3 protein-coding genes are annotated in these 2949 nt (G+C 60.6%); 2 read left to right on the forward strand and 1 reads right to left on the reverse strand.

Features of this window, described 5'->3' with window-relative positions; genetic code table 11:
• Positions 1-164 (forward strand): PH domain-containing protein (locus WBQ44_RS10135; protein ID WP_495566560.1); only part of this gene is annotated, 164 nt, incomplete at its 5' end.
• A gap of 244 nt (positions 165-408) precedes the next feature.
• A complete protein-coding gene (locus WBQ44_RS10140; RefSeq protein ID WP_495566558.1) occupies positions 409-2049 on the forward strand; it encodes a GIY-YIG nuclease family protein in 1641 nt (546 codons plus the stop codon).
• A gap of 279 nt (positions 2050-2328) precedes the next feature.
• Here the strand turns inward: WBQ44_RS10140 and WBQ44_RS10145 are convergent.
• On the reverse strand, positions 2329-2949 hold a 621-nt coding region (locus tag WBQ44_RS10145), incomplete at its 5' end, for a pentapeptide repeat-containing protein (RefSeq protein ID WP_495566559.1).

The following is a 2949-nucleotide window of genomic DNA, read 5'->3' on the forward strand; positions in this document are numbered from 1 at the left end:
GATCGATCACACATTTCGCCGTCGAGACGGCGGGTACGTTCGATCTCGACGCTGAACTCGAGATCTGGATCTCCGGCAACGCCGTGCCAATCCAGAAGCAGTTCACCAAACAGGTGGACATCTACGAAGTTCAGGCAATCCTCTCGCATTTCGTAGTTGCTTGATCCGGGTGTCGTCCGGGTGGATGCGCGGCCCAATGAGAACCATAATTGCGGAGATGTGCTGTTGTAAGGCCGATCCCAAGGCGCCTCCCGGCACGCTGTAGGGTTCGTCAACAAAGCAGACAGTGCGCGCACCGTAGGGACCTCGTTCCGGCTCTCGAGCATGAGGTGGTTCTGCGTTGCCGCCGTCGCCGGTTCGCAGAACGAACCGGAGTGTCGAACAGCTACATGCAGGAGAGTGCGGTCCATGTCGGTCCACAATTCATCAGTCGTCGAGGCTTGGGCAGAGCGGAATGGATACGGGCCAGCGAGGCCGTACGTCGCTGGAGAACTGAAGTCGATCGCGCCGCGCGCATCGGGCCTATATCTGCTCGAGTTCCTTGACGGTCAGGCGTACATCGGCATCTCCGTCGACATACAGGCCAGGTTGCGGCAGCACGGACTCAACCATGCTGACATTGGCGCGTTTCGCATCCGTCTGTTCGATGCGCCCTCCACCAAGCTCAGAGAAACCGAGCGAAGTTTGGTCCACTCCGCCGAGAAGGCAGGTTTTACCCTCCGCAACCGTGAACACGCTGCGGTCATTATCGGTTCTAGTTCGCTGGACCACGTTGTTTCCCCCGCTGAACAAGACGACTGGCTGAAAGACCCGTCGGCGTCGAACCGCTCCGACGGCACGGTCGGGGTCACGTACTCGGACTCGCAGCTCGCGGCTCACAACGCGTCGCACGAAAGGCTGAAACAACACCCGCGTTATCCCGAAGTCGTGCGCGCCTTGGGCGCGTACCTCGATGCGTGCGTGCCCTTTCCGGCTCGAACCGAGGGCACGTTCTGGACGGTCAGTTGCTACCCAGGCTCGTCGAAATCGTTGATCTTACGTTTGTCGATGGGAATGCTCGAGACCTTCTACATACTCGAGAATCCCAAGTCGGGTCTTCTCGAAGTGACGATGTTCGTCGATGGACGCCACCTTCCGGCACCTAAGTTGCTGTCTCGATGGAAGCTGTGGCGAAAGCTCTCGAAACATGTTCAGACGTGGCCAGGGGGTCACAAGTCTGCGGGGGCGTTCGAGCAGACCGTTGTCATCGACGACGTACATTCTACTGAGGAAGCTTTGCGGATTCCTGGAGTAGCTATGGCAGCGGCAAGCCACGCACTCGCCGTGATGCGGAAACGCCAGTCAGGGTACAAGATCTCCCATTGTCCCCAGCTTGCATCAGCGGGTACGGCGGCCCTCGGTTTGGAAACGGTGGACTCGCAGCCAGCGAGCGACCCTGTCGGCGAATCCTTCTCGGAGCGCATCGAGATTACGTCGCTGGACACGGCGGTCAGCGACGATAAGGGCGCTGATAAGTTGGGCGCGTTCGTTAGTGCGGACAGCTCGGGCGACGTTCGCCGGCATCTTTCCGATCTGGTGCATGCTGCGCTGCCGGACGGTCGCGATGACGTCGGTGTGCATTGGGGCTTGACTTGTATGCCCAGCACCAGCGCTGGCCGAGGCCGGAAGCGGCTTTACACGTTGAACGTCGGTCGTATCGAAGTGGGTTATGGGGTTGCGTCGACACAATCGGGCGAAGCCCCGCTGATCGGCACCATCGTGGTGTCAGCTTCCGAGCTCGAAGAGCGCACTGGCAGCAGCATCGACAGCCTCCGTCGAACGCACAAGCGGTTGAGCTTTGACCAACATGGCTACGTGGCTGCCAAGGGGGATGACGTGAGTATCCGATGGGGCTTCGACGCCGAGTCGCTTGCTCAGCTCGATCTTCTGCCGTGGCGCGAGGCGGTCGCAGTTCTTGCCGACGCCCTTCGGACGAGCAGATGCCCCTACGCCAAGTACCACAGTCACATCCTGCTGGACGAGCTGGCAGCTCAGGGGGAAGTTGTCTGACACCGTCCGGATTCGATCGAGCTGTGACGAGGCCCTTTCTGCACCTGACAGGTCCAATCCGGACAGGTCAGCATCCGAGAAGTAAAGGCCCGCTCCGTCGGAATTTGGGATGTAGCCAGGTCTTACTTCGGCGAAGTACTTCTAAACTGCCTGCCGGGCGTCCAAGTTGACCGGCCACACCTTCACGTCTTCGCGCCGTGTGCAGTACCCCGTCACGATGTCCTCTTGTGCTCTGCGAACGTCACACGGCGTGACGTCGGCTCAAAAGCCCCGTCGTGATCAGTGGACTCGCACGTTGGGAGCGCCGTTGTCCACGAACCATTGCTGTAGTTCGCGGCCACGGAGAAGCATCGGAGAGTCGGTACCGACGTCCAAAGTATCGCTGACGTCGCCGGTCATCAATGCGACTTTCGCGCCGCCGAGTTTCGCGCCAGTCAGCACCGCGTTACGTGGAATGGTGCCCCAGCTCGACTCCCGTAGGTCTGCTCCCCGCAAGTCGGTGCCGTGCATGAACGCGTCGTCGAGCTGCGTCCCGGACAGATCGGCGCCGCGTAGGTCCGTTTCGGTAAAATCCGCGTCCGAGAGGGCTGCGCCTGCCAGGACAGAGTCTTGCGCATTGCAGTGGGTGATCAACGCCTTCCGAAGGTCGGCGCCAGCGAGATCAGCTCGTTGCAGGTTTGCTTGCCGAATCCACGCGCTGTAGAGGCTGGTCCCGCGCAGGCGAACACCGACGAGTTGTCCGGCGCTCAGCTCAGCTCCGCCCAGTTCCAAACCCGAAAGGTCGGCGCCAGCAAAATCGAGTCCGCCACCACTGAGAACCGGTATGAAGCGACCGTTGGGATCGATCTCGTCGAAGAACTGGTTGAGGGCGGCTTGTGCATCCTGATCGTTGGGCCACTG

It is taken from the genome of Rhodococcus sp. (in: high G+C Gram-positive bacteria) (genome assembly GCF_049591685.1).
Lineage (GTDB): Bacteria > Actinomycetota > Actinomycetes > Mycobacteriales > Mycobacteriaceae > Rhodococcoides.

Bases quoted from the DNA above. Each gene is read 5' to 3' on its own strand.
- WBQ44_RS10140 (WP_495566558.1), top strand. From the start codon at position 409: ATGTCGGTCCACAATTCATCAGTCGTCGAGGCTTGGGCAGAGCGGAAT.